This window comes from Paenibacillus agricola (genome assembly GCF_011440305.1).
Lineage (GTDB): Bacteria > Bacillota > Bacilli > Paenibacillales > NBRC-103111 > Paenibacillus_S > Paenibacillus_S agricola.
Window position 1 is genome coordinate 632,900 of the sequence record NZ_JAAOIW010000004.1, and the last position, 26,774, is coordinate 659,673.

At 48.1% G+C, this 26,774-nt stretch carries 24 protein-coding genes and 1 riboswitch; of the genes, 6 read left to right on the forward strand and 18 right to left on the reverse strand.

Annotated elements, in window-relative coordinates:
- Window positions 1-12: 12 nt before the first annotated feature.
- From G9U52_RS14370 to G9U52_RS14410, 10 genes are all read right to left on the reverse strand, one after another.
- Window positions 13-915, reverse strand: coding sequence for an FAD binding domain-containing protein (locus G9U52_RS14370; protein WP_166150559.1), 903 nt, complete (start codon window positions 913-915; stop codon window positions 13-15).
- Between the two features lie 16 nt (window positions 916-931).
- Window positions 932-1,852 (reverse strand): ABC transporter permease, encoded by a 921-nt coding sequence (locus G9U52_RS14375; RefSeq protein WP_311764864.1) that lies wholly within the window; start codon window positions 1,850-1,852, stop codon window positions 932-934.
- 33 nt (window positions 1,853-1,885) lie between these two features.
- A complete protein-coding gene (locus tag G9U52_RS14380; RefSeq protein WP_166150561.1) occupies window positions 1,886-3,019 on the reverse strand; it encodes an ABC transporter permease in 1,134 nt (377 codons plus the stop codon).
- The gene (locus G9U52_RS14385; protein WP_166150562.1) at window positions 3,016-4,560 is read right to left on the reverse strand and encodes an ABC transporter ATP-binding protein; all 1,545 of its coding nucleotides are present in this window, start codon (window positions 4,558-4,560) and stop codon (window positions 3,016-3,018) included. The genes G9U52_RS14380 and G9U52_RS14385 overlap by 4 nt, the downstream gene beginning before the upstream one ends.
- A 133-nt stretch (window positions 4,561-4,693) precedes the next feature.
- Window positions 4,694-5,845, reverse strand: a complete 1,152-nt coding sequence (locus G9U52_RS14390) for a BMP family ABC transporter substrate-binding protein (protein ID WP_243767326.1) — start codon at window positions 5,843-5,845, stop codon at window positions 4,694-4,696.
- A gap of 255 nt (window positions 5,846-6,100) precedes the next feature.
- On the reverse strand, window positions 6,101-6,724 hold the full coding sequence (locus tag G9U52_RS39975; protein ID WP_311764870.1) for a nucleotidyltransferase family protein: 624 nt from the start codon (window positions 6,722-6,724) through the stop codon (window positions 6,101-6,103).
- Window positions 6,606-7,718: an XdhC family protein gene (locus G9U52_RS14395; protein WP_166150563.1), complete on the reverse strand. Its 1,113-nt coding sequence runs from the start codon at window positions 7,716-7,718 to the stop codon at window positions 6,606-6,608. The genes G9U52_RS39975 and G9U52_RS14395 overlap by 119 nt, the downstream gene beginning before the upstream one ends.
- A 71-nt stretch (window positions 7,719-7,789) precedes the next feature.
- Window positions 7,790-9,382: a PucR family transcriptional regulator gene (locus G9U52_RS14400; RefSeq protein WP_243767327.1), complete on the reverse strand. Its 1,593-nt coding sequence runs from the start codon at window positions 9,380-9,382 to the stop codon at window positions 7,790-7,792.
- A gap of 230 nt (window positions 9,383-9,612) precedes the next feature.
- Window positions 9,613-10,266 carry an SGNH/GDSL hydrolase family protein gene (locus G9U52_RS14405; protein ID WP_166150564.1) on the reverse strand — a complete coding sequence of 218 codons (654 nt, stop codon included), beginning with the start codon at window positions 10,264-10,266 and terminating at the stop codon, window positions 9,613-9,615.
- 81 nt (window positions 10,267-10,347) lie between these two features.
- Window positions 10,348-10,947: a biotin transporter BioY gene (locus G9U52_RS14410; RefSeq protein WP_166150566.1), complete on the reverse strand. Its 600-nt coding sequence runs from the start codon at window positions 10,945-10,947 to the stop codon at window positions 10,348-10,350.
- Between the two features lie 198 nt (window positions 10,948-11,145).
- Between G9U52_RS14410 and G9U52_RS14415 the strand changes: the two genes are divergently transcribed.
- From G9U52_RS14415 to G9U52_RS14425, 3 genes are all read left to right on the forward strand, one after another.
- Complete coding sequence (locus G9U52_RS14415; RefSeq protein WP_166150568.1) at window positions 11,146-12,108, forward strand: energy-coupling factor ABC transporter ATP-binding protein; 963 nt, start codon at window positions 11,146-11,148, stop codon at window positions 12,106-12,108.
- Window positions 12,101-13,918 (forward strand): ATP-binding cassette domain-containing protein, encoded by a 1,818-nt coding sequence (locus G9U52_RS14420; RefSeq protein WP_166150570.1) that lies wholly within the window; start codon window positions 12,101-12,103, stop codon window positions 13,916-13,918. Before G9U52_RS14415 ends, G9U52_RS14420 begins: the two co-directional genes overlap by 8 nt.
- A 174-nt stretch (window positions 13,919-14,092) precedes the next feature.
- The gene (locus tag G9U52_RS14425) at window positions 14,093-14,245 is read left to right on the forward strand and encodes a DUF1540 domain-containing protein (RefSeq protein WP_166150572.1); all 153 of its coding nucleotides are present in this window, start codon (window positions 14,093-14,095) and stop codon (window positions 14,243-14,245) included.
- A gap of 142 nt (window positions 14,246-14,387) precedes the next feature.
- On the opposite strand, the gene fumC is transcribed toward G9U52_RS14425, so the two are convergent.
- The 8 genes from fumC to modA all read right to left on the reverse strand — a co-directional run bounded on the left by fumC (window position 14,388) and on the right by modA (window position 23,608).
- Entirely contained in the window at window positions 14,388-15,779 is a 1,392-nt protein-coding gene (gene fumC / locus G9U52_RS14430; protein ID WP_166150575.1) for a class II fumarate hydratase, read from the reverse strand.
- Between the two features lie 127 nt (window positions 15,780-15,906).
- Entirely contained in the window at window positions 15,907-16,269 is a 363-nt protein-coding gene (locus G9U52_RS14435; RefSeq protein ID WP_166150577.1) for a (2Fe-2S) ferredoxin domain-containing protein, read from the reverse strand.
- A gap of 92 nt (window positions 16,270-16,361) precedes the next feature.
- The gene (locus G9U52_RS14440) at window positions 16,362-17,132 is read right to left on the reverse strand and encodes an ABC transporter ATP-binding protein (RefSeq protein WP_166150579.1); all 771 of its coding nucleotides are present in this window, start codon (window positions 17,130-17,132) and stop codon (window positions 16,362-16,364) included.
- Between the two features lie 90 nt (window positions 17,133-17,222).
- Window positions 17,223-19,019, reverse strand: a complete 1,797-nt coding sequence (locus tag G9U52_RS14445) for a dipeptide/oligopeptide/nickel ABC transporter permease/ATP-binding protein (RefSeq protein ID WP_166150581.1) — start codon at window positions 19,017-19,019, stop codon at window positions 17,223-17,225.
- Window positions 19,012-19,977, reverse strand: coding sequence for a nickel ABC transporter permease (gene nikB, locus G9U52_RS14450; RefSeq protein ID WP_207952959.1), 966 nt, complete (start codon window positions 19,975-19,977; stop codon window positions 19,012-19,014). Before nikB ends, G9U52_RS14445 begins: the two co-directional genes overlap by 8 nt.
- A complete protein-coding gene (locus G9U52_RS14455) occupies window positions 19,974-21,581 on the reverse strand; it encodes an ABC transporter substrate-binding protein (RefSeq protein WP_166150583.1) in 1,608 nt (535 codons plus the stop codon). The genes nikB and G9U52_RS14455 overlap by 4 nt, the downstream gene beginning before the upstream one ends.
- Window positions 21,582-21,722: 141 nt before the next feature.
- A riboswitch (cobalamin riboswitch) is annotated at window positions 21,723-21,962 on the reverse strand.
- A gap of 81 nt (window positions 21,963-22,043) precedes the next feature.
- Window positions 22,044-22,712, reverse strand: coding sequence for a molybdate ABC transporter permease subunit (modB, locus tag G9U52_RS14460; protein WP_166150586.1), 669 nt, complete (start codon window positions 22,710-22,712; stop codon window positions 22,044-22,046).
- A complete protein-coding gene (modA, locus tag G9U52_RS14465; RefSeq protein ID WP_166150805.1) occupies window positions 22,712-23,608 on the reverse strand; it encodes a molybdate ABC transporter substrate-binding protein in 897 nt (298 codons plus the stop codon). The genes modB and modA overlap by 1 nt, the downstream gene beginning before the upstream one ends.
- Before the next feature lie 198 nt (window positions 23,609-23,806).
- Between modA and G9U52_RS14470 the strand changes: the two genes are divergently transcribed.
- The 3 genes from G9U52_RS14470 (at window position 23,807) to G9U52_RS14480 (ending at window position 26,677) form a co-directional block, all read left to right on the forward strand.
- Complete coding sequence (locus G9U52_RS14470; protein ID WP_166150588.1) at window positions 23,807-24,775, forward strand: substrate-binding domain-containing protein; 969 nt, start codon at window positions 23,807-23,809, stop codon at window positions 24,773-24,775.
- Between the two features lie 36 nt (window positions 24,776-24,811).
- The gene (locus G9U52_RS14475) at window positions 24,812-25,699 is read left to right on the forward strand and encodes an AraC family transcriptional regulator (protein WP_166150590.1); all 888 of its coding nucleotides are present in this window, start codon (window positions 24,812-24,814) and stop codon (window positions 25,697-25,699) included.
- Between the two features lie 102 nt (window positions 25,700-25,801).
- The gene (locus G9U52_RS14480; protein WP_166150593.1) at window positions 25,802-26,677 is read left to right on the forward strand and encodes a phytanoyl-CoA dioxygenase family protein; all 876 of its coding nucleotides are present in this window, start codon (window positions 25,802-25,804) and stop codon (window positions 26,675-26,677) included.
- Window positions 26,678-26,774 lie beyond the last annotated feature (97 nt).

Below are 26,774 nucleotides of genomic sequence, written 5' to 3' on the forward strand. Positions count from 1 at the left end.
ATCCCGCCTCTCTTATGATGATTTATTAATAATTTGGCTCCAGAGCATCGCAACAATCAAATTAGCTGCTGTACGTTTTCGATAAGTGTTGGAAGAAAAGGCATCTGTGCCCCCATCAAATTGATTCATCACCGCTTGATGAATTGGCTCGGCTACATTTGTACTCCAGCACGCGCCTTCCAGCAACGCTTCAGCATCGGATAGGCGGACTGTTATGGCAGCCGCGCTGCCTGCGGCTAAGCGAACTTCGTGGATCACTCCTGACATGTCTAACCCAAATGCCCCGGCTACAGTTACAACAGAAGGGCAAAAGCCTTCTCTACGCCCTACTTTTTCATAAAAGGTATGGACCTTATGTGGTGACGCCTGTGAAGCTTTGGGGCGGCTCCAGCGTATTTCCAGCAAAATTCGCTCTTCCTTGACCGCGCCTTTTGCGCTTCTTTGCAGGGTCCATTCTTCCACGGATTGGACTTCGCTCGATTGGCCATTAAACCATATCAATTGTGCACCGCTTGCGACCAGCGCAGGTATCGAATCCCCTACTGTTGAAAGTATATTTCCTCCAAGCGTTGCTTGCCTGCGGATCGAAGGTGCGGCAATATTGCGGCAGGCATCCTTCAGCAATTGTGGCGTTTCCTCCTTAAGCTGGCAATCTGCCAGCGTTATACCCGCGCCTATGCTAATTTCCATATTATTACTATAGCATCGATGGAGCTCAGGAATCGCTTCGAGACTAATCAAATGAGCGGGCATGCTTGCTGTGCCCGACTCCCATTGTGTCCTTAGAAGCGACCCTCCGGATACAAAAACGGCTTGACCCTTCAATGCTTGCTTCAGCTTCCATGCTTCCGTTAGCGAACGAGGCTGCCATACGCGCTTGTAACTTTCAGGAACTGGACTGCTTCCCATAGCCATATGTTGTCCTCCTCAGTTAATGGCGTTGCTCCCGTAAATAAGGAGTTCCTAATGCTTCTGGCTGGCCAGAAGGCTTGTTGCGTGTTTTCCAGCCTACATACATCAATACTATAATGGTGATCATATAAGGGATCATTTTCAAGAAATAAGAAGGAATCTCCGTGCCTGTCAGTTGAATTCGAAAACCAAGTGCATCGAGACCGCCAAATAAATAAGCGGCAAACAAAGCACGCACTGGATTCCAGCGGGCAAAAATAATAAGAGCAATGGCGATCCACCCGCGCCCTGCAGTCATGCCTTCCACCCAGCTGGAGGAAAAAGCAAGCAGTAAATACCCTCCGGCCAGCCCCATCAGCATCGAGCCGGCGATCACATAAGCGTACCGGTACAAGGTAACAGGAATTCCCATGACATCAGCTGTTCCTGGACTGTCGCCAACCGCACGAAGATGCAAGCCCCACGAGGTACGGAAAATTAACAGGTGAAGCACAATAACAAGCACAAAGCTGAACCAGACGAAAACATCCTGATGGGCGAATAGCTTGCCAAGCAAGGGCACTGAATCCAACCAAGTCATATCAAGCTTAGGCAGCTTTCCAGGAACAGGATTCCCACTGAACGGCTTGCCCAGATAGGCACTTAAGCCTGTTCCGAACAACGTTATGCCCAGTCCACTAACGGTTTGATTGGCATGGAGCGTCACCGTAAGCAAGGCATGAAGGGCTCCTAAAAGTGCTGTGCCTAGCAAAGCTACAACGATAGCCAGCCCCAGGCTTCCCGATTGTAAATAAGTCATACAGGTGAGAACGGCACCCATTAGCATAATCCCTTCGGTACCCAGGTTAATAATGCCAGACCGTTCCGATAAAATCCCGCCAAGCGCTGCCAGCAACAGCGGGGTTCCTGCAGATATCGCGGCAACCAGCAAACTTGTCATAAAGTCCAATATCATCGCCCCTTCCCGTGTCGCTTATGCTTTTACGCTAGGCAGGCTGCGTTGCAGTCTATAGCGTCCTAAATGATCGCCTGCGATCAGGAAAAATAGGATAGAGCCCTGAAGCATCAAGGATAATGATGCGGGTAAACCAATCGTTTGGACACTGTAGCCACCAACAATAAGTCCACCAAACAGCACAGAAGAAATAATAAGCCCAACCGGATTCAGCTTCGCTAGCCAAGCAACGATAATAGCCGTGTAGCCATAGCCTGGAGATAATCCATACATCAAACGATGCGTAACCCCGGAAACCTCGCTCATGCCAGCTAATCCGGCCAAACCGCCACTAATGAGCATAACGATAAAGATATGTTTATTTACCGCTATTCCGGCATAAATGGCTGCATTAGGATTCGCTCCAAGCAATCTCAGCTCATAGCCCCATCTTGTATACTTCATCCAGATCGCATAAATCACGACCGCAATCAAGCCGAAGATCAGTCCCATATGGAGCCGTGTCCCGCCCAAAGTAAGCAGCTGTTGGCCTAATGAAAAGATGGGGGTGCCCGGAAAATTCATCCCTTTCGGATCCTTCCAGGGCCCGTATACAAAATAATCCATCAATAATATCGCAATATAATTGAGCATCAGCGAAGTGATCAACTCGTTGACCCGGAATACAGTACGAGGTATGGCGGTGAGCATGCCCCAGAACGCTCCACATGCAATTCCAGCGATCATCATCACCGGTATTGACCATGCCCCTGATAAATCCGGCCACCCTATAGTAATTGCTGTAGCGCCCAAGGCTCCGGCAATAAATTGCCCTTCTGCCCCAATGTTCCAGATCCCAATACGGTACGCGATGGAAACGCCGAGACCACAAAGCAGCAGCGGAATAGCTTTTACTAAGGTTTCACTAAAGCCGTAGCTGGAGCCGAAGGCGCCGGTGAACATTTTGGCATAAACCGTGATCGGATTCATGCCGTTAAGCCCGATGAATAACGCACAGAACAAAAGCGCTAATAGAATAGAAACTACCGGCACCCACCAAGCGGTGGACGGGCTCGGACTTAACGCCCATTGCAACTTGCGTTTGGGCTCTCCTCCTTTAGTATCCAAAGAACCCTTTATTGGGATTTGTATAGATGAGGGGTCCTTACTCATACCGCTTCCCCTCCTCTTTCATCAATGCCAGCCATGGCCAGGCCAATTCTTGAGCGGTCAAAATCACCGGCAATAAACTCTTCCTGGATACGACCATTGAATAACACTAAAATCCGATCGGCAAGCTTTAGGATTTCATCCAGATCCTCGGAGATAAGCAGAATCCCGGCCCCTCCATCAGAGAGGTCGCATAACATTTGCTGTACACTCATTGTAGCGCCAACATCCAGCCCTTGAGTAGGATGGACGGCTACCATGAGCTTGGGCTTTTGCTCCGCTTCACGTGCCAGCACAAGCTTTTGCTGGTTGCCTCCCGATAACATACGGACCGGTGTATCCAGCCCTGCTGTTTTCACTTCATATTCACTTACAAGCCCATCGGACCAGAGCCGATTCGGTTTGCGAAGCAGAAAGCCGAATTTGGAGCGCAGCGAGCTGCGGTAGGATTTGAATAGCAGATTGTCCACCACATCCAACGAGCCGGCCAAGCCGCTTTTCATCCGATTTTCGGGAATATGCGCTACTCCATGCTCAATCAGCTTACGCACCGATGGTTTTTGCAGATCAAACTCATCATAGGTGACTCGACCAGCGGACTGCCAGGCCCGCAAACCCGTTAATGCCTCTGCCAATTCCTTTTGCCCATTGCCCGCTACGCCTGCTACACCTACAATTTCGCCACGCCCTACATCAAAGGTTAATCCGTCGAGCGCTTTACGCCCATTGTCAGCATTAACATGCAGATCCGTGACTGAAAGCGCCGTACCCGAAATATTACGCTTCCGGTTAATCATAACAGTCTCCAAGGTGCGGCCTACCATTAAACGAGCCAATTCCTCCTCCGAGGTTTCCTCCTTGAGGACGGAGGCAATCATCGTGCCTTTGCGCATAATTGACATCACATCAGCGACCGCCATGACCTCTTTTAATTTATGGGTCGTAATAATCACGGTTTTGCCATCCGCCTTCATCGCTCTTAACGTTCGAAAAAGCTCGTCAGCCTCTCCCGGAGTCAATACCGATGTTGGCTCATCCAAAATAATGATTTGTGCACCCCTGTATAAGGTTTTCACAATTTCCACACGCTGCTGCTCGCCAACCGACAACTGCCATATTGGACGCGAAAGCGGTATGCTCAACCCAAACTTTTCGCACAGCTCCTCAAGCTCCTGCAGCTTTTTACTCATCCAAGCTCCGCCACGCCAAATGCTGCCGCGCTCACCCAATACGATATTTTCCGCTGCTGTCATCCCAGCCACCAATCGAAAATGCTGGTGCACCATACCGATCCCAAGCTTCATCGCATCCTTAGGACTACGAATTTGCTCCTGCTTGCCACGAATATGAATTTCGCCATCATCCGCACGGTACACACCAGAGAGGATCGACATAATGGTGCTTTTGCCAGCTCCATTCTCGCCGAGCAATGCATGAATTTCGCCATTCTTAGCCGCAAAATCGATATCATCGTTGGCCACAACCGATCCGAACCGTTTGACAATCCGTTTCATATCAACTGCGTAATCACCGTAATCCCCCATGGAGCAAAACCCCTTTTTTCTGCTAGGAGCCACCGAATAACCGCATGATTATTCGATATTCCTTAGTCCCGGTTAACACAAATCCCCTCATTTCCATGAAGGGATTCGTGCGTGGTTTGTAGCTAAGCTTGTATCACTTAGGTATCGTTCCTTCAATGCCTTTAACAAACCAATTGATACTCAGGATATCTTTGTCTTCAAGCACCTTGCCTTCAGCTACCTTAATGGCGCCCGATGCATCCGTAATGGGTCCTTTGAATACATTAAGCTCGCCGCTCACAACCTTAACCTTAGCCGCTTCAACCAGCTTTTTGACGTCCTCTGGAACATTTTTGCCTAATGGAGAGATGTCGACGATACCGTCTTTCATGCTTCCCCAATATTGCTCCGATTTCCAAGTTCCATTCATCACATCTTTGACAACCTTGGTGTAATAAGGTCCCCATTTCCACACGGCAGATGTGATATAAGCTTCTGGAGCGAAACGCGTCATATCCGAGTCATTGCCGATTCCAAAAGCACCACGTTCTTGTGCAGCTTGAATGCTGGCTGGTGAATCCTGGTAGGCAGCGATCACGTCCGCACCTTTATCCAATAAGCTGACAGCCGCTTGGCGCTCAGTAGCCGGGTCATACCAAGTGTTGCTCCAAACTACGTTAAGCTTAACATCCGGGTTAACGCTTTGTGCGCCTAGTGTAAAGGCATTAATATTATAAATAACTTCGGGAATTGGAAAGGCGCCAACGTAACCGATTAAATTTTTCTTAGTCATTTTACCAGCGGCAATACCAGCTAAATAGCTAGCTTGGTAATTACGTCCGAAATAAGTGCCCATATTGTCTGCTGTTTTAAATCCAGAAGCATGCATGAATATGACCTTCGGATATTTCTTAGCCACATTTAAGGTGTAATCCATATAACCAAAGCTTGTAGTAAAAATGAGGTCATGATTTTGTGCCAGCTCCGTAATGATACGCTCGGCATCTGCGCTTTCAGGTACATTCTCTACAAAATCCGCTTTAATCCCCAATTCCTTCTCCATATATTTCCTGCCTTGGTCATGCTCATAAGTGTAGCCGCCATCACCTGGAGGGCCGATGTATACAAAGGCAACACGGGGAGCTTTTATCTCGGTAGGCTTCGCTGCTGCATTAGCAGGCTTTGGCTCTGCCGGTGTAGGTGCTGCTGCCGGCTTTGCATTTTCTTGGGAGCAACCAACCAGACCAATCAACATCGCTAACATCAAAATTAGAGTTGTCGACCACATGCGTTTTGTAAATTTCATTGAGCTTCCCCTCCACTTTTCTTTTTATCTAATCTACAATTCACCAAGCGAAGAAATATGAACTCTGATGTATTTAAACTATAATCGAATGTTATTTATACGTCAATTAAATTAACATATATTTGTTTTATTTAATAAAAACTCAAACCATTTTTGTATTTCATGCATGAATTTTAATGAATATTCGCAAAAACCATTAATATATAACATAAACATAACTCTATACTAACATAAAAATAATGGATCTTTGGTTGTTTAACTAAGCTTTAAAATCGCTTCCACATCCTCAGGAGTGTCCAGATCAAGAAAACAACGTGCCTCTGCCTCTACGACTTTCCCCCTGAAGCCAGGCTTAAGCAATAATTTACGTGCACCCTCATCACCCTGCAGCTTCATCAAAGCATTAAACATCGATGCGGCTAATAGCACAGGAGGCTTGCCTATTCCGGCATCACCTGCAGCTACATAATCCAGCGCTCGATCGGCCTGATACTCAAAGATAAGCTGGTCCAGCAGCTCCGCACGGATAAATGGCTGGTCTGCCAGCATAACAAGCACTGCATCGGGCTTGCTATGATGCAGTGCAGCAGACAATCCAGCGCGAAGTGAATGGGCCAAGCCAAGGTCTGCGTCCTTAGCTTCAATAAAGGAGCAACGCTGCAAATAGACCGGCTCCTCGCTAGCGTTAAGCCAGCTCGGATAACCAGCTACACGGGATACTACAACAATTCGCTCTAGCTTCTCCACTTGTAGCGCCTGCTCAATCGCCAATCCACCCGTCACGCCTCTGCTGCCGAGGGGAATGGTTAGCTTCGGCCTCCCCATTCGCCGACTTGCGCCTGCCGCCAAATAAATCCCCGTTACTTTTGGAATCTGGATCATCACTCTTCCTCCTACCTAAAGCAATCTCTGCCCCTCGCCGAACCGCAATCAATTCTGCAACTACACTGACGGCAATCTCCATCGGCCCCTCTGCCTTGATCGCCAGGCCTACAGGCCATTTCAACCAAGCCGGCGGAGTTCGGCCTTCCAATAGTTGGTCAGCCCGGGCCTCAGAGCCCAGCAATCCTACATATCGTGGAGACAGCGGCCAAAGCGCAGCCAAATACTGGCGATCCTTCTGCAATTGGTGGCTCATCACAATCACATAATCACCGCTATGGACATCCAGCCGATCTATCGCTTCCTTCGGCGAACCAGCCACCATAGCACAGTCGCCAAATTGCGCCGTGCAGCAAAGCGATTCCCTCCAGTCGGATACGACAACGCGAAATCCAACTTTACCCGCCATTTCGGCGATCGGCTCGGCATCCGCTCCTGCTCCCAAAATAATTAATCGAGGCTTGGGCTCACAAATAAACTCGAAGCTTTTTATGGCAGCCGCATCTGAATCACCCCGCTCATACTCAGGCTGTTGACTGCCACCTGATCCTTGTTGATCCGTTTTTTCACCAATCTTATAGACCATATCGCCTGCCACTCCCCTAGTGCGGGTGAAAACCTTGCTATATCCGTTATTTAATAACAACAGCAGCTCCGCTAAAATTCGTTCTAATTCTCCCGTGACTGGCTCCAAGAGCACATGTACACTTCCGCCGCAGCCTACCGCTTCGCCCCAGGCAAAATCATCCACATTGCGCATGTCATATTCCACCATCTGTGAAGCCTTGGAGCTCAGCAGGCTATTGACCCGTTCTGTTAAATCCGTTTCCAAGCATCCAGGACTGATCCCGCCTATGCGTTGCCCAGACTCATAAATCAGCATCGATGCACCAATTTTACGGTAGGCATGCCCCTCAACAGCAACAACGGTAGCAAGCACCGCTTGCCCAGCCTGCTTACTCCAACGATCCAGCAATTCATGAAACTCCATGCTGCCACCTCCTGCCATTTATTTGGGATAAGCGAATAATTCAAAGTGCCAGCCCAGCATTGGACTGTTGCTTAATCGACGGTTTCTTTCTCACGCAGCAGCTTTCTGAACATAAAAGCGAGCTTAAGCCTTAATAAATCATCAACCTTTTTAAAATCGACACCAAGGATCTCGCCGATCTTTTCCATCCGGTAGGTCGCCGTATTACGGTGGATAAAAAGATGCTTGGCCGTCTCATTCATCTGTCCATCATGCTCGATAAAAGCCTCTAGCGTGCGCAACATATCCCTCGCATAATCAGGCTCCTTCGCCAATAGCTCAGCCAATACCTCATTGCTGTACACTTTCATTTCATCATCCGGCACATGCTTGAATAAATAGGCCAATTCGATGTCACCAAATTGCACAATCTTTTCACCAACACCCAATCGTTCCGCCAGGCCAAATGCTTCCGTACATTCGGTATAGGCTTGCCGCAGCATATCAGGCTTCAGCTTTTTATTGCTGATGGCAAGCCGAATGTGCTGGACAATTCCTTTATTGACTACACAAGCAAGCGACCGTTTTAATAAATCGGCAAGCATGCCCGGATTAACAAATTCATCTGCGCAAAAAATCGAAAACACGCCATCTTCCAATATAAAATGGATAACCTGTGTACCACGGAAAACAGTATTATATTCAAATTCCTGTCGAATTTCTTTAAGCAACGCCTTTTGCTGCACAACCCCGGTGCCAGGCAAAATTTTCGTCCTGACACATTGAAAGGAGCCACGAAGCGCCAAAACACCAAGCTCCTCCGTATAATCAACCAGTATGCCCGCTTCGACATTACGGTTCAAATATCGGACAAATAAATCGCCCATATCCTTGTTCAACGATTTCTGTAGCACATCCTGGTAAATATAGCTCAGATGATAAGCCAAAATTTCTGCTGTCTGGTACAGCAATCCTTCTTCTTCCTTAACCTGCGCCACCTCAGATGGATAAAATATGGCAAAACCAATGCACTCGCCCTTATGCTCAATCGGTATCCGCGAATGCCCGCCTTGCTCCGCCCAAATCCATTTACCTTCTTCACGCCATGGCCAGCCCTTTAGCAATTGTGCTTCAGCATAAGCTGTTGCATTATAAACCACATGGCCCCGTGAGCTAATAACAGCAAATGGCGTTTCGATAATGTCCAGCACCCGGTCGAAAAAGGTCGTATCCGACTTGGCTTTGAGCGCAAACTTCATCAGCCGTTTCTGTTTATCCAACAGTCGCTGCAAGGAATGAGTGCTTCGCTCCAATTCATCAAGAAACAATCCATTCATTTGATCAGAAAATGTAAATTGATAAGGAAGCTCGATCAACGGAAAATCCAAACGATTTGCTTCCTCTATAATAGATTCCGGAATACTTGACCAGAACCGCCCCAGCTTAATTCCAAGGCCGGCCGCCTTCCTGCTATCCAGCTTTTGCAGCAGCTCAATCAACTCATCGGGCTGGTCCTTCATTATATAAGCAGTCGTAAAAAGCATTTCTCCGGCTTTAATCCATTCCGTTATATCTGGAGCGTCCATCACATTCACTGATTTCACGATCCGTGAGGCACCAGCTTTCCCGGCAATTAACCGTCCTTCAGAGAGCGGATAGATCAGAAGCGCCTGCTCAACTGTCATGTACAGGGGAATCACCTCCGGAATATATGTCACTATACTTAACATTATATTCGCTTTAAGCAGAATGAACAATTCATTTTGCGTACTTATCTGTGGATAATTTATTACATCGTTAAGATTTGAGGCGAAAACCTAACATGTAAAAAAATAAAAAAGCCCAATCATGACATGCTGACATTCAGCAATGCATGTTTGGGCTTCTATGGTACAGTTTGGCTCCATTCGTTTGTTTATTTATTCCAGTCAAAACCAGCCGCTTTTACAAAAGCACGGGCAATCGCCATATGTCCCACCAAATTCGGGTGTACGCGGTCCCAAGCTAATGTAGCTGGATAAATATGCTCAAGAATCGGTTGAAATGCAGCCTGGATATCGATAAAATAAGTTTGGTTCGCCTCTGCAATTTCTTTAACGACCTTTCCATAGGCATCCATGGTTTGGCGCATCGGATCATGTTCATTAGGCTCCAAATAAAAAGGCGTCATCAGAAATACCCCTTTTACCGAAGGCAAGGTAAGCTTCACCAATTCGTCCAAGGTTTGGCGGTATTCCTCAATATACACATGGGATTCAGGGATTGTTGGTTGGTCATATTGACGCCATACATCATTAATACCGATCAGGATCGATACCCAGTCCGGCTGCAAGTCGGTAACGTCCGTTTGCCAGCGTTCCTTCAAATTGCGAACATTATTGCCGCTGGTGCCCATATTAATAACGCGCAGCTTAAGCTCAGGGTATACCGTATGAAAAAGTGCATGAACTACAGAAACATAGCCTTTGCCCGTAGAATCGTTGCGCCCTTCCCCATGTGGACGCTTACGCTCCGTATCGGTGATGGAATCTCCAATCATAACTAGCTTTTCATTTTGGTTAAAAATCATCTCATAACTTCCTTTTCTTCTTTAAATGTGGATTTCATTATGATTTTACCTGATAATAGCTTAAGCTGCACTAAAAATATCCTACTTACTGGAAAACGAGGAATCTGCTGCTGCCCGCTTGGAGGCAACTAATGAAGGTACATATTTGCGAAGCTTAAGAACAATGGCACTGGCCACTAAGGCTTTCAATAAATCAGGCAAAATAAAGGGATAAGCTGCCAGAGTAGCCGCTTTAGTAACGGACATCCCGGCTATGTAAGCAAACCAAGGCACTCCACCTGCATAAAGCAGCAGCGAACCAAATGCCTCCATAACCACAAACATTAACAAAAAGGCAATGATGCCTTGACCGCGGATCTTGCTGGAAAACCAGCCAATGGCAAAAGCAGCCAGCGGGAACATCCAAATAAATCCACCCGTTCTCCCCATAACAAGCGATATGCCTCCTTGTCCGTGCAGAAGCGGCAAGCCAATCGCTGTTAGTACAACAACAAGAAATATACTATAGAAGCCATAGCGTGCTCCAAGCAGACCGCCTGCCAGCATAATGGCAAAGCTTTCTAAAGTAAAGGGTACCGGATTAAAGCCTAATGAGATTTTGAGCATGCTAAATACGATAAACAATGCTGCGAATAGGGCGCTGTAAACAAGCCCTCTAACGTTCCATGCAGATGATTTCATTGATTTCCCTCCTTTTATTTGTTAACTTATAAATACGATATTAAGTTGACAATTACGAGTATAGCACAAAGCTTTTATATATTGGAAGAGACAAATTACAAGACAAACGGTAAGGCAACTGTAAGACAACTGTAAGACAACTGTAAGACAAACTGCAAAAGATACACTTCTATAATTTGAAAGTTAACAGGTGATCAGATGACCTTACGAAATGATATCGTTCTTACTAATATTACATTGTACAGGAGTCAATCCGAGGATGCCGTGCCGGTTTTAAAGCATATGCACTTGCGGATTGCTGAAGGAGAATGGATTAGCGTTGTGGGTCCTAACGGAAGCGGCAAATCCTCATTTGCCCAATTCATTGCCGGTGTTATTGATAGGGCATCAGGTGAATTTCATAGAGGCTTTCTTCCTGAAATCATTCCTTATGTGATGCAGCAAAATGTTTTTTTCGGGGAGACCCCTTGGGAGGATATCGTCTTCCAGCTAGAGATGCGCTCCGAGGAGCCCCTTGCGATCCCAGCGATTGCCGAGCAGGCTTTGGCCGCTGTAGGCTTAGGAACCTTGATGCACCAACCGCTTGCGCAGCTTTCCGGAGGGCAGAAGCAGCTTGCAGCCATTGCTGGCTGTATCGCTGCCAAAGCGCCGCTGCTCCTATTTGATGAAGCGACCTCCATGCTGGATTCCTCTTCACGCAAGCTGGTGCTGGAAGCTGCTTTGGCGCTGCACCATCAAGGAACCTCCGTAATATGGCTAACCCATCATATGGAAGAGTTGGTTGTTGGTGGCAGGGTTGTTGGCCTTGAGCAAGGCAACGTCATTTTTGACGGAACCCCTGCCAGCTTCTTCTATGGTGACTACCTCCAAGGTGGCGGCGTTCTTGGCAGCGGCTCCTTTGGTGGCAGCTCCCTTCACGACGACTCCCAAGACGACACGCTAGGCGGCGGCTCCCTTCACGACGTCTCCCAAAACTGCACGCTTGGTGATGGCTCCCTTGACGGCGATCCTCAGGCATCCTTAAGCCCCTGCGAGCTTCTTGGGTTTAGCCCGCCATACCCGGTTCAGGTCGCACGCGAGCTGATTCGCCAAGGTGTCCCTTTACCGAGTCTTCCGCTAACCTCGGCACAATTGGCAGAGGCGGTGGCTGGAGATGGCTAATGATCTAGTTATAAAAGGATTATCCGGGAGACTATCAGAGGGTCTTCAAGGGCAACTTTCCAGTCAGCTTCACATCGCTACGGGAATGGACTTGCGCTTCAAATCGGGAACCGTGACCCTGCTATTGGGGCGCAGCGGCACAGGGAAAACCATGCTGCTGGAGCAGCTATCTGGGCTGCGCGAGGCATCGGTCGGCGAGATCAAGCTTGGCGACCTTCCCCTATGGATGGGTGCTTCAACACGTCAGAAGCCAAACCGCCAAGTTCTGCTCCGTATGGGAAGCGCGTTCCAGCATCCCGAGCAGCAGCTGTTCGCCGATACGATTAGAGGCGAGTTTGCGTATACGCTTCGCCCCTACAAGCTTTCGGCAGATGAATTCCAGCATCGCATAGGCTTGGGGCTGCGGTTGTTCCCTGGGGACGCCAGCGACTGGCTGGAGCGCGACCCATTTAGCTTAAGCGGCGGCCAGCAACGGCGCCTTTCGCTTGCGCTGCTGGAAGCGGCGGCTCCTGAGTGGCTGTTGCTCGATGAGCCAACAGCCGGGATCGACCAGGAAGGAACAGCGCTGGTCTGCCAGCAGTTGCACAAGCGCAAAGAGCAAGGCTTGGGCACGCTTGTTGCGACCCATGATCCGGAGGCGTTTATCGCCCTTGCCGATCATGTGCTCATCCTTTATGCCGATACCTTCTGGCATGGCACTCCCGGCGAGCTGGCCGAGCAGCCCCAGATCTGGAGCGTAGCTGGGCTCGCCCTTCCAGCCTCCTTGGAAACACTAATAACCCTGCGCAGGGCAGGGTTCGATGTGCCCAAGGGCTGGCCGGATGCGGCTGCAACCGCGGCTGCTATTGTGGCTTCGACCGCAGTCGCCAAAGCGGCTCAGCGCGGGTTAGCTGCTTTGGCGCAGCAAGCCCGCGCTTCAGAGCAGCAAGCACATGAATCCAAACAGACGCAACCGTTTCTCACAGCTTCAAAGAGCGCGCCACATCCCAGCCGGCAAGCCGATAAGCCGTTAATTTCCCGTCTCAAGCAACGAGACCCTCGCGCCATCTGGCTTATGTATATGCTGATTTCACCTGGAATCCTCTTGCAATCGCAATGGATGGGCTGGATCGCTTCCTTTATCGTGATGCTATGTGTAATTAGATATGCACAAATTCCACTAAAGGAATGCTTAAAGCCAGCAGTAGGATTGATTATTTTCACCTTGCTCGCCTCGATCTTAGCGGGATTAACCACGCAAGCGGCTGATTACCCCGCCCCTTATACAGGCTTAACCGGAGCTGTTTGGGAGCTTCCTTGGGGGATATTTTTTGTCGTGGGACCGGCTGTCGATACATTCTTTCTATTCAGCCTGCTTGTAATGATTATGCTGATTGGCTTTGTGCTGCTCTCAGGGATTAATCATTTGAGACTTAAACGGGCGATTGAGCAAGGGCTTCAGCCCTTACAGCAAATACGGGTCCCCGTGGATCAATTTGCCTTGGCTGCTTCGCTCATTATCCGGTTTCTTCCCATGATCATGGAAGAATGGCAACGATTTGCGCGGATCGCTGCAGCGCGTGGCAAGTACCCCTTTCGTCCAGGGCAAATCCCTATATTCCGGCTCCGAATGGTAATGATTCCAATTCTAGTTTCCCTGTTAAGACTGGGTGAATGGTTGTCCTTAATCCTCATTGTACGCGGTATGGGGCAAGCTGGCCATAAGCCGACTATCGCCTACCGGTTGCTTTTCAACCGAAAAGATGGGCTGCTAGTTGCAGCTTCTGCTATAATTTTACTAATTTTAATGCTTATCCACTATATGACCTAGATTTGATAATTGTCAGAAAATTTGCTATGCTAAAAAAGCAACTTTTTGTTCACAGCACAAATACCCCCATTATCGTCAAATAATTGAGGGTACTGCTGGTTATACAAGCTCCAACTTGTACAAACAGACTGTGGCATTGGGGTTGTAATTCAGAGAAGAAGGAGGTGCTTAACAATGGCTAAAGACGTATTATGTGAAGTCAATTCCTGTCGTCACTGGGCTAATGAAAACCACTGTACAGCCGAATCAATTTTCATTGTCAACAACCAAATCAAACAAGCCCATAGCTCCGCTGAAACAGATTGCAAAACGTTTAAATCCAAATGAGCTTAAAAATTAAAGTTGCAGAAGGAACCCGCGAGGTTCCTTTTTTTATTATATTCATTTTAACAATAATGAGAACTATTATCAAGCAGCTTTTAAAATCCTACATCATAACCTCGTATGATTCGTGATTCGCTACAACAATCTAATCCTCAGAAGGATGGATCATCAGCTCAGGCCTTACAATGCGGTCAAACTCTTCTTCAGTCAGCAGATTGCTTTTAAGCGCCGCCTCTTTAAGTGTAGTTCCCTCTTTATGAGCCAGCTTAGCGACAGCCGCGGCATTCTCATAGCCAATATGCGGATTTAATGCAGTAACAAGCATCAGCGACCGTTCTACATTGTGTTTAATAACGGCATAGTTGGGCTCAATACCAATGGCACAATGATCATTAAATGAACGGATGGCATCCGCAAGCAAACGTGTGGACTGTAGGAAGTTATAAATAATAACCGGCTTAAATACATTGAGCTCAAAATTCCCCTGGCTCGCTGCAAAACCGATAGCCGCGTCATTGCCCAGCACTTGGCATACAACCATCGTTAAAGCTTCACTTTGCGTTGGGTTGACCTTGCCTGGCATAATCGAGCTTCCTGGCTCATTGGCCGGTATCGTGATTTCGCCGATCCCGCTGCGCGGCCCGCTGGCAAGCCAACGCACATCATTAGCGATCTTCATCAGGTCGGCAGCCATCGCTTTTAGAGCGCCATGAACATAGACCAGCTCATCATGACTTGTTAATGCGTGAAATTTATTGGAGGCCGATGTAAATGCTTTGCCCGTCAGCTTGCTAATCTCCTCAGCAGCCAATTCCCCGAATTTGGGATGGGCATTAATACCTGTACCCACTGCTGTTCCGCCGATGGCAAGCTCTTTTAAAGATTCGCCGCTTGCCTTGACCATCGCTTCGGTTTTCTCCAGCATCCGGTGCCAGCCGCTTACTTCTTGGCCAAGTGTCAGTGGCGTTGCATCCTGCAGGTGGGTTCTGCCGATTTTGATAATATCTGCAAAAGCCTCGCTTTTCTGGCGAAGTGTTTCCTTCAATAGCGCTACTGCTGGCAGCACTTGGTCCTCGATTGCGATTAAACCTGCAATATGCATAGCTGTAGGGAACGTATCATTGGAGCTTTGCGATTGGTTTACATCATCATTGGGATGGATTCGCAGCTCGCTGCCCTTAGCTTTTAGCAGCTGGTTGCCACGGTTGGCAATGACTTCATTCACATTCATATTGGATTGGGTGCCACTGCCTGTTTGCCATACCACAAGCGGGAAATGGTCGTCCAGCTCGCCACGAATGATTTCATCAGCCGCTGCAATGATCGTCTCGGCCTTCAAGCTATCAAGCTTGCCCAGCTTATGGTTAGCGCTTGCTGCGCTTTTCTTAAGAATAGCAAATGCCTGAATGATCGCTTGTGGCATTTTTTCCGTGCCGATATTGAAGTTCTCAAAGCTGCGTTGGGTTTGTGCCGCCCATAACTGATGTGCTGGAACCTTGATTTCGCCTATTGTATCCTTCTCAATTCTATATTCCACTTCGTGGCCTCCTATTGATATTCGATGGGTACTCGATAAAAACATACTGCTTTCATTTTAAGTGATAACGATTATCAATGTCAAACAAAGCGACAGCCCATCACGGGCTATCGCTTATTGGTCCAACCTATATTTGCTTAAATTTCCCCTCAGGCCCATTTCCTGTCGCCATAAACCGATCTTGAAACGAATAAACAACATGCTCCTGTAGCGGGTTACCTTGAAGGAGATGCTCAAGAACCATCGCCCTTCCGCTTTCAGGTGTCATATTTTGATACCAAACGCCTTCCGGGTACACGGTCACGACACAAGCATCCTGGCAACGCCCATTGCAGCGTGTTCTTGTGGTATGGATTAAAGCGTCGGCACCCTGCGCCGTAATTTCTGCCCGAATTGCCTGGGTAACCTCTTCCCCCTGCTGCTTCATACAGCTCCCTCCATTACAGATTAGGACATGATGCTGTGTTTCTGTCAAATTCCAAGTTGCCATGCTTCCACTCCTTTTTGTTCTATTAGCCAAACTTGGCATCGTTCTATTAGCTATAATGGGTATCGTTTTAATAATCTAACTTGGTAGCACTATTAATCAAAGTTCGGATAACTGGGTGTATCGGCAAGCAATTTACGTGTATAAGCATGCTTAGTGTCATAGATCAGCCCCTGTGCTGTGTTATCTTCGACGATGATCCCCTTATCAATGACCAAAACGCGTTCACAAAGCTCGGATACGACCGCGATATCATGTGAAATGAATAAATAGCTAACCTGCTGGGTAGCGTGAAGCTCTTTGAGCAGCACCAGCATTTGCGCTTGAATCGTTACATCCAAAGCCGATAATGGCTCGTCCAGTACGATCAGCTTAGGTCCAGGAGCAAGGGCTCTGGCTATACATACTCGCTGGCATTGTCCTGTGCTGAGCTCATCAGGATAGCGCTGCATAAACCGCTCGTCAAGCCCAACCTCCAGCAAAAGCTGCTGAACCCGCGTGTCCAACTCCTTTGGCTGCCATTTCGAGCGTTTGTCGGAAGCCATGTTGAAATTAATTAGTGGCTCCGCCAAGCTGCGCTGGATGGTCCAGCGCGGATTTAAGCTTGCCCTCGGATCTTGAAACACGATCTGGATCGCTTGCCTCCATGAGCTTTTTTGGTTCCATGTCAACAAGGAGCGGCCATTCCAAAGGATTTCGCCTTCAGTTGGCTTTTCTAAGCCGAGCATACATTTGGCGATTGTGCTTTTTCCTGAACCTGACATACCGATCAATCCCACAATTTCGCCTGGTGCCACTGAGAACCTAATATCACGGAGCACCTGCTTGCCTCGGAAGGCTTTACTCAAATTATTGATTTGCAGCAACAACCTTCCCCCTCATTTTTATTATAGAGCCTCCAAGTCCATCAAACCTGAGATGGATTAGGCTATAAACCAAAATTATAGGCATTATCTTCATAAAGCTCTGTTTTTCGGAATGGTTAGGCGTGGAATCGACGACAGCAATTGCTTCGTATAGGCTTGCTTCGGTTCCGTAAAAATCGACTTCACATCATTCATTTCAATCAATTGCCCTTGATACATTACGGCAATACGATCTGCTACTTGGGCAACTAATCTCAGGTCATGTGAGACAAAAATCATCGCGGCTCCACTATCATGCTGGAGCTGGCGGAGCAATTCCATGATCGTCGCCTGGATGCTCACATCCAAGGCTGTAGTCGGCTCATCGGCGATAATAATTTGCGGTACATTGATCATCGCCATGGCAATTACCGCCCTCTGCCTCATCCCGCCGCTTAGCTGGTGCGGATACATTCCGTAAACCTCAGGGATCAGCTCTGTTTTCTTTAGCATATCAAGCACTATATTTTTCATATCCTCGCGGCTTGTGAGCGCTGCTCGCTTATGATAAACCAGGCATTCCATAATTTGTTCGCCGATCGTTAATGTGGGGTTCAATGTATCCATCGGATCCTGCGTGATGTAGGTAATCCGCTTGCCGCGGACCATCCGCCAATCTTCCCAAGACCAATCCTTCGTACTTTCACCGAGGATTGTTAAGTCCCCGGCTGTTTGCACCAATGGCAGCCTTAATAATCCCATAATGGCTAAGGCCAAGGTACTTTTGCCTGAGCCACTTTCCCCAACTAACCCCACACATTCACTGGGGTACAGCTCAAGATCGATGCCCTGCAAAATAGGCTGTGGCATGGCGTGTTTCGTCCTACCCGCTACAACCACGTCAACACCAGCTATAACTAGTAGCGGCTCAGTCGCTGTAGGCTTTGGGGCATTGCCACCTTGCAGGACAACTGCAGCAAGTTCCATCATCATTTCGCGCTGGATTCTAAGCCCTTGCGCCAGCTTGCCCGTAATTCCCGTTCTTTTCTTGAACAGCAGCGGCACATGCAGGGTGCGCGGCTCTAATGCATCCTTGACGGTATCACCCAAGTAATTCGTGGCCAGCACCATCAAAAAAATAATCGAACCCGGCGCTAGGAACAACCACGGCGCTTCCTCCAAATAAGCTCTGCCCTCATTGAGCATAGCTCCCCATTCAGGCTGTGGCGGACGAATCCCCAGGCCAAGAAAAGATAAAGAGGCAATACTAAGAATCACATGCCCGATGTCCAGTGTAATCAGCACGAGGATCGGTCCGGCGATGGAGCCCAATACATGCGTTAGCATAATTTTCCAAGCCGGGGTTCCAGCACAACGCGCTGCCTGGATATAGCCATCCTGCTTGACCGAAAGCACATAGCTGCGAAAAATCCGCGCATAAGACGGCCAGGAAACAGCTGCGACAGCGATCATCAGGCCCGTTAACCCCGGACCCATCAGTGCTGCAATAGCGATGGCCAAAACCAAGGTTGGAAAGGAAAGCAGCACATCCATCAAGCGGGTTAAAATTTGGTCCACCCCTCCGCCCAAATATCCAGCCGTAACACCAATCAATAAACTAAGCGAAATAATAAGGCCAACCGCCATAAACGATGCCGTTAAAGAAGCTGAGCCTCCATAAATCAACCGCGTATAAACATCCCTGCCGTAATTATCGGTGCCCAGCAAATGTTCGGAAGATGGCGGCAGCAGCACTTGGGCATAATCGACCTTAACGGGATCATGGCTGGAAATCCACGGTGCACCTATGGAGAGAATGACGACCATGACGATAAATAATAGCAGAAAAACGGCAATGGGGTCCTTGAACAAGGTTTGGCGAAGCTGCCTGAGCATCCGTCTATCCATGGGTTCCCTCCTCTATGCGTACTCTTGGATCGAGGAAGCGGTATACCAGATCAATTAACACATTAATTAACACGTACGCTACAGCCATCAGCAAGGCAAATGCCTGGATAACGGGATAATCCCTGCCGTTAATCGCATCAACCACATATCTGCCAACACCCGGCCAAGAAAATACGGTTTCAATAATAACCGCCCCTCCAAGCAGCCCGCCTACCACCATACCGAAGGAGGTTACCACTGGAATTAACGCATTGCGAAGCGCATGCTTGAACACAATAACCGAACGTGGAAGCCCTTTAGCCTCTGCCAATACCATATAACGTTTAGAAAACACTTCTAATAGTGAGGTGCGGAGCAGCCTTGAGGTTGTCGCTGCCAGTCCGGTTCCCAATGTCAAAGCAGGCAGCACTAAATTCGACCAAGAGCCTCTCCCTAATGTCGGAAACCAGCCCAGCTGGTAGGACAACACATAAATGAGCACCAATCCAAGAAAAAAATTCGGTACGGATACACCAATGAGTGCAATAAAACGTGTCATATGGTCGGTTGGGCGACGGTGAAATACAGCACCCGCAATCCCGGAGGGAAGGGCAATCACCAGCATGACGACCAATGCGGCTCCTGCAAGCTCCAAGGTTGCTGGCACGCGCATCCACAGCTCATCTATAATCGGCGAACGGCTGCGGAATGAAGTTCCCAGATTGCCTGTGGCAACCTCCATCAGCCAGCTTAAATATTGGATCACAAAAGGCTCATCAAGCCCAAGCTGCTTCCGTAAAATAGCCGCATCCACATGCAAATCCGTAACCGTCGCACCCGGGTCAAACATGGTAAGCAATATCATTTGAGCTGGATCTCCTGGAATAAAGCGCAATAAGGAGAAAATCAGCAAGGTTACACCCAAAAGTACAGGGAGTGTAACCGCCAACCGAAAGATCAGGTATCTGAGAATTTTCATTTGCCAATATACATCTCCGGCACAATTTTTGTTCTCAGATTTTTATCTACGTCCTTCACTTTGCTGTTATAGGCCGAGCCCCAGCTAGCGGAGTTATACATATAGATGATTGCTGTCTCATCCAACACAATTTGCTGGATCTTTTTGGCAAGGTCATTTTGTTTGCTTGCATCAAACTCAGCGGAAAGCTGGTCGATCAGCTTGTCTACCTCTGGATTGCTATAGCCTCCATAGTTGCTAACTAATCCCGTGTAATAGTAGGATTTCAATTGACCACCAAGATCACCCGTCACGCTGCCGCATGAGCAATAGGTGGCCATCTCAAAATTGCCATCCAGCATCAATTGGTTCGAAGCCGTTGTTTCGACAGGCTCGATGTCAATGGTAACGCCAATTTCCTTAAACTGGCTTTGCAAAGCGACAGCTGTAGGCTGGAAGAATGAATAGGTCAAAAGCTTGAATTGCAGCTTCTGTCCGTCTTTCGTACGGACTCCGTCCGCTCCCGGCTTCCACCCCGCTTCATCCAGCAGCTTCATCGCTTTCTCGCGGTCAGATTCAGGTCCCTTGTCCAAAGCATAAGGCAGGCCTTTTGGGAAATGGCCGGTTACAGGCTCAGCGAAGCCACGGCTTACCCCATCGATCAGCTCTTTGCGGTCCAATGCCAAACTTAACGCCAAACGAACCTTTGGATCCTGAAAAGCAGGAACCTTCTTGATATTTAACCACAAATTACGGGTAGAGCCTGGCGGATAAAGCACGTCGAACTTTTTATCCTTTTCATAGGAAATCCGTTGCTCGACCTCAACGTTCATGTCGGCATCCGTATCGCCACTTTTCATAGCCAGCAACCGCGCCTGGCCATCGGAGCCCAGCCTGGCTTCCACGCGCTTCAGCTTTGGTTGTACGCCCCAATAGCCTGCAACGGCTTCGGCAATCAGAAGCTCGCCTGGAATAAACTGTGTCGGCTTCATAAAGCCGGTCAAATCGGCTTCCTTATTAAACTTATCGCCAAGCCGGTCGGCTTCGGCAGCATTATGGATCGCGAAGCCTGTCAGCTTAAAAATAAAAGCCGGATCTGGCTTCGGTGTCTTGATTTGCAGATGTGTTGCATCCTTCACCATAAATTCTACGCCGCCGATCTGTGAGGAAGCCCGTTTGTTCAACTTCTGGTGGCGCTCAAGTGCCGCCTTCACGGCTGCTGCGTCCATCACAACTCCACTCCAAAACTTCACATTCGGTTGAAGCTCGACTTCCCAAAGGGTGGGCTCTATATTTTTCCAGGACTTGGCCAGCCATGGTCGCAAAGTTGCATCATCGTTAAGCATCACCAAGGGCTCTGCGATTCCATCGGAAGTAATCCGCTGGGCATCTACATTAGTCGGATCCAGGGAGCGGGGCATATTCAGTGTGACATATTTCAGTACCTGCTGGTCAGCCATTGGCGTATTGGTGCCGGCTGCTTCTCCTGTGCTTTTCGGGGCTGCCGTACCCGCCGCAGGTACGGCGGTATTGGGAGTGCTGCAGGCAGAAAGCATAATTATTGCTGATATAATAAGGGCCGTCCAGCTTTTTCGGTTCAATTTTTTGTTCAACATGGTAAACATTTTTTAAGTTTCCTCCTGTAAGTCGAGCTCGATTTTACAACACAAAAAAGACATCCATACCCTTTTCAAGCAAAGGTAAAGATGCCCATAGTTTACTAACAATGGCCGTCCTCAACACCTCCCCATCCTTCGTAGGTAAACGCAGTGTTGTCAGAACAGGCAGGTCTCCTGGCTCCGGAATCAGCATCAATTAGCGGCCTTCCCAATTTTAGCCCTGCTAAAATCAGTGGCTTAGGGCAAACCAATAATCAAAAAGAAATTATTGCTTGCTCCTGAGTCGCTAATGACTCCTCCGTTACAGTGGCGGGACCGCGTCGGTTTTACACCGAACTTCCCTTTTAAGCTTCAGCTTGCTGAAGCACCTGTTCCCACAATTATTCAATTATTAAAGTTGATCATAAACAAAAAGAAAGGCTTTTGCAATATAAATATTGATAATGGTTATCATTATGGATTTTACACCTATTTACTTTTACGCCCTGTCACTAGCAATAGCAGAAAAGAAATCAAGATAATAGCGCCCGTCCAAGCCCAAGCCAGCGTGGTATTGCCTGCGTCAACAGCTACATAAATGGCAGTCGGGATCGTTTGTGTTTTACCGGGAATATTGCCGGCAATCATTAAGGTTGCTCCAAATTCGCCCAGTCCGCGGGCAAAGCCCAATATATAGGCCGTAATTAGCGAACGTTGTGCCAATGGCAGCGTGATATATATAAAAACCTGCCACTCACTAGCCCCCATCGATCGGCTTGCCTCCTCTAAGCTCCGATCCACCATCGCAAAGCCAACCTTCATCGTCTGGTAGATCAATGGAAAAGCAACTACAACCGACGCAATAACGGCTGCCCACCAGGAGAAAATAATCGGGGCGTTAAACAGCCATTCAAAGAAACGTCCCACGGCACTTTTTCTGCCTAAAGCTACAAGCAATAAAAAGCCGATAACCGTCGGTGGCAGCACTAACGGAAGCATAAACACCGTTTCTAAAAGCAGCTTACCCTTGAACGATTGTCGTGACATCCACCAAGCAATCGCTAGCCCAAACAAAGCCACAACGATACTGGATACTAAAGCGATTTGAAGCGAAAGCCTAATCGGAGCCCAAAATTCCTGCCAATGGATATCCATCATTAACGCTTAGGAACTGAAAATCCGAACTTAATAAATACATCCAACGCTTCTTTGGATTGTAAATACGTATAAAAGGCTTCCGCTTCCTTGCCATGCTTCGTCGCTTTCACAACAGCAATCGGGTATTCGACCGCTTGGTAGCTTTTCGGATCAACAGCGAATGCCACTTTAACCTTCTGTGAGGTCAAGGCATCGGTTTTATACACAAAGCCAGCATCTGCATTTCCCGTTTCGATATATTGCAGCACTTGCCTGACATCCTTGCCTTGCACCATTTTGGGTTGCAAGTCATCCCAGAGCTTCTCCGCGGTTAAGGCTTCTTTGGCATAGCTGCCCGCTGGCACACTTTCCGGTATACCAATCGCTACATTTTTTACATCAGTTTTCAACAAATCTACTGGGGTTCCGATCATCAGCTTGCTATCCACAGGTACAACAACAACTAATTCATTCGTTAGCAGATTGGTTTGTTTAGCACCATCCACAAGCTGTTTGTCCACCAAGGCTTTCATATTTTTGACCGCTGCTGATAAGAAAAGATCGGCTGGTGCGCCCTGCTCGATTTGCTGCTGCAAGGCTCCCGAGGCTCCGTAGTTAAAGTTCAGCTTGATATTTGGAGCTTTGGCAGCATAGGCGCTCTGAATTTCCTTTAACGCATCCGTCATACTCGACGCCGCTGAAATCGTTAGTTCTACCGCTTCTACAGGGCTAGTTGTGGATACTGCGGGTGTTGTGGGTGTCGTGGGGGCCGCGCCTTGCGTCTGCCCTTGGTCTTGCTTTTGCCCATTATTGCCTGCACTTGCTGTTGGATCTTGCTGGGTTCCACAGCCTGTCATCAGCATGGTAACGGCAATTATCGCTATCATCACACTTTTCATCTTGATTATTTTCTTCATTAAAAGTAACATTCACGTACCTCCTATGTTATAAATAGATATATCTAAATATAACTGATACTATCTAATATTTCAAAATATTCTTTAAAACACCTGATTTTTACTTCTTGAACTAAGATACTTACATGTTTGATTATGATACAATAGGATATTGAAGTTAAAGGGAATCCGGCGCGAACTGAGCCATGGGAGGTTTGTATGTCCAACGATACGTCCTATACGACAGAAGATATATCCAAGCTACTGAAAATTTCCAAGCTAACCGTATATGATCTTATAAAAAAAGGCGATCTGCCTTCTTATCGGGTGGGCAAGCAGATGCGTGTTGATGCTAGTGATCTCGAAGCCTATAAGGCGCGCTCCAAAAAAATGCAGCTTGCCGCTCAACCTGTACCATCTGAAGCCAGCCCGCTACAGCCCCACCTACCGATGGAGCCTATAGCTCCCCAGCAGCATACATCTCGCCATCTGGTTATAACAGGACAAGATGTAAGCCTTGATATTTTAGCCAAGCATATGGAAAAAAGCATGCCTGCGATCCGCCCCTTGCGCTCCTTTGTTGGCAGCCTTGACAGCCTGATCTCGATGTACCGGGGCGAGTCTGATATTGTGAGCACGCATCTTCTTGATGGAGATACTGGGGAATATAACCTGCCCTATATCCGCAAGCTGCTGGTAGGCTCCTCTTATGTTGTCGTCAACCTGCTCTCCCGCCAAGCCGGGTTTTACGTGCAGGTCCATAATCCGTTGCAGCTGCAGCAATGGAGCGATTTGGCTAAGCCAGGGCTTCGCCTTATCAACCGTGAAAAAGGCTCGGGTGCCCGGGTGCTGTTGGACGAGCAACTAAGGCTGCACGGGATTGCTTCTCAGCAACTATCCGGCTACGAGCTAGAGGAAACGAACCATATGGGGGTTGCGGGGAAGGTTGCCGCCGGAGTTGCTGATGTGGGGATTGGGATCGAAAAGGCGGCGTTGCTCGTCGGCAATGTACAATTTATTCCACTTATCCAAGAGCGCTACGATCTCGTTATGCTGAAAAAGCCTGGCAATTTAGCATGGATCGACACGGTTCTCCAGCTCCTGAAATCCGCGGCCTTCCACAATGAGTTACATGCCATACATGGATACGATCTGTCCCTTACCGGCCATATTATGCTTGAAACCTAACTTGTAACGCAATTGGACTAAAAGGGAGTGTCATTTATGCCGACGGAATGGACCGAAGAATTTCCGCTGCTTCATGTAAGCTTCCAGCGAAGCGGCAATGCTGGCAAAGCCAGATGCGAGCCTGGATGGCATTGGCGGCCCCATAAGCCCTTGCATGATTATGATCTATGGTATGCCGTCTCGGGCAAAGGCACCATGACGATTAATGGGGAATCGTTTCCGATCCACAAAGGCAGCTGCTTTCTGATTCGCCCTGGCGATGTAACGGATGCCGTTCAAGATCAGGAAGACCGACTCACCGTTATTTTTGTGCATTTTGATATTTTCCATCCTATTACTAATCCAGTTACCCCTCTAGACAACTCTATGCGCCTTGACCCTCGCGTTCTGCCTGAACGCCATACAGTTGTCGGCGATCCTTTATTTATGGAAATTCTGCTCAACCGGCTGTTGCAAATTAGTGAGCCAGAACACCTTTGGCAGGAAACAGAAAATAATTTACTGATGAAACAAATTTTGCTGCATTTGTACCGTTGGCAGCACGAGGCCCAATCATCCTCGGCTAGCAAGCACAAGCAGGTTATTGCCCGGGTTATCAGCTATATTCGGGAGGACATCAGCCGAAGAATATCCCATCAGGAAATTGCCAACCATGTCCAGCTTTCAGCTGAATATTTAAGCTCCCTATTCAAAAAATATACCGGCACCTCCATCAAGCAATATATGACGGCAGTTAGGCTGGAACGTGCGCTGCATTTGCTTATGGAGACACCGATGAATGTTTCCCAAGTAGCTGAAGCTTTGGGTTACGATAATATTTACTTCTTCAGCAAGCAGTTTAAAGATTATTATGGCGCTCCCCCATCTCATTATAAATGGAATACAGAGCCCTCCAGTGCTCATGGACAGCATCCCGACAAATAGCCAATATCGGTTTAAGTATAAATAAATACACGCTCTCTTCATTTTTACTGCCTCCTTTATCTGCTAGGATAAAGGTAAGGAAAATTTGAAGGAGGCTCTCTCATGAAAAGCAAAAAAGAACAACGTACCTTGTATTCCTATGACAATCCGGAAGAAGAAAATTTAGCCAAAAACATTGCTGAATCCTTATACCGTTATGACTCCATAGCAGAGAATCGCATTGCTACTATCCATGATTTAACCGATGAGCATGTCCAGCAATTTTGGGACCAGGGCTACCTCGTTATCGAAGAAGCTTTAGGCGAGCAGGAAATCATTGATGCCAAGGATGCCTTGATGGACATCGTATTTGGCCGTACTTCAGGCGGCAAGGTACAATTCGTGAAACCTAGGTCCGAGCTTCATACCGATGAAGAGAAGGAACTCGCAGCTCGCAAGGTTCACGACTACATCGACCACGATGAACGGCTAAGGGCCGTCGCTTTCCAGGACGGCATCACTGGCGCGATGACCAAGCTGTTTGGCGAATCCGTCAAGGTCGCACAGGATCAGGCGATCTTGAAACCACCTACAGGCGGCGCGGAGAAGCCATGGCATCAGGATATGGCTTATGGTCCTTTAGCTTTTGACAGATCCGTAATTGGGATCTGGATTGCCCTTGACCCTGCCGAATTGGATAATGGCTGTATGCATGTTATTCCTTACTCGCACCGCGACGGTGCTGTTCCACATTATGCCATCCGTGACTGGCAGCTATGCGACCTTAGCGTACAGGTGGAGCGGGATGTTGCCGTTCCTTTGAAGCCAGGCGGTGCGCTGATTTTCTCAGGGCTGATCCATCATGGGACACCACCGAACTTCTCCACCAAAAAACGCCGTGCGTTACAAATTCACTATGCCGCCGAATCAGCCAAAAAGCTGACACCACAAGAATACAAAAAAATGTTTACCAATGAATTAACCGGAGCTGAGTGCTAATCAGCTCATGCTTCCTCAGGTTGTCCCAATCACGAAATCGTGGGAGGGGCAGCCTTTTTTCTGGTGTTATTAGGTTATTTGGTGTTACCTTCCAATC